The organism is Streptococcus sp. HMSC034E03 (assembly GCF_001811505.1).
GTDB lineage: Bacteria > Bacillota > Bacilli > Lactobacillales > Streptococcaceae > Streptococcus.
In genome coordinates, this window is record NZ_KV804945.1 from 1 (window position 1) to 467 (window position 467).

At 32.5% G+C, this 467-nt stretch carries 1 protein-coding gene; it reads left to right on the plus strand.

Going from position 1 to position 467, the window contains the following annotated elements:
* On the plus strand, positions 1-450 hold a 450-nt coding region (locus tag HMPREF2805_RS01080; RefSeq protein ID WP_148131565.1), incomplete at its 5' end, for a GIY-YIG nuclease family protein.
* Between the last annotated feature and the right edge of the window lie 17 nt (positions 451-467).

The window sequence follows — 467 nt, forward strand, 5'->3', positions numbered from 1 at the left end:
TTTTGGACCGAAAAAATTCCGTGTAAATTTTGTGGAGAAAATCCTGTCAATAGAATTGATATAAAGAACAATAATTACAGTGGTTATTATTTTTGTTGCTTAGAGCATGAAGAACAATTTTATGAGAACAGGGTTGCTGAAGATATTAGAACATACAAGAATGGGGACATCGTTGGTTTTATCTATAAGATTACCCACAAACAGACTGGTAAGGTCTATATCGGAAAAACTGTTAATCATCCTATTTTTCGTTGGTTCCAACATTTTAAAGCACAATCAGGAAGTTACTTTCATGAAGTGATGAAAAAAAGCGATATCACAGACTGGACTTATGAGGTTATCGACAAGTTAAAAGATGGCACAGAAAATGAACTACTTGCGTTAGAAAGTAAATACATAGCTGATTTTAAAGCAACAAATCCTGAATATGGATATAACACTAAAAATTAGAAGAAAGGAGTAGTGCA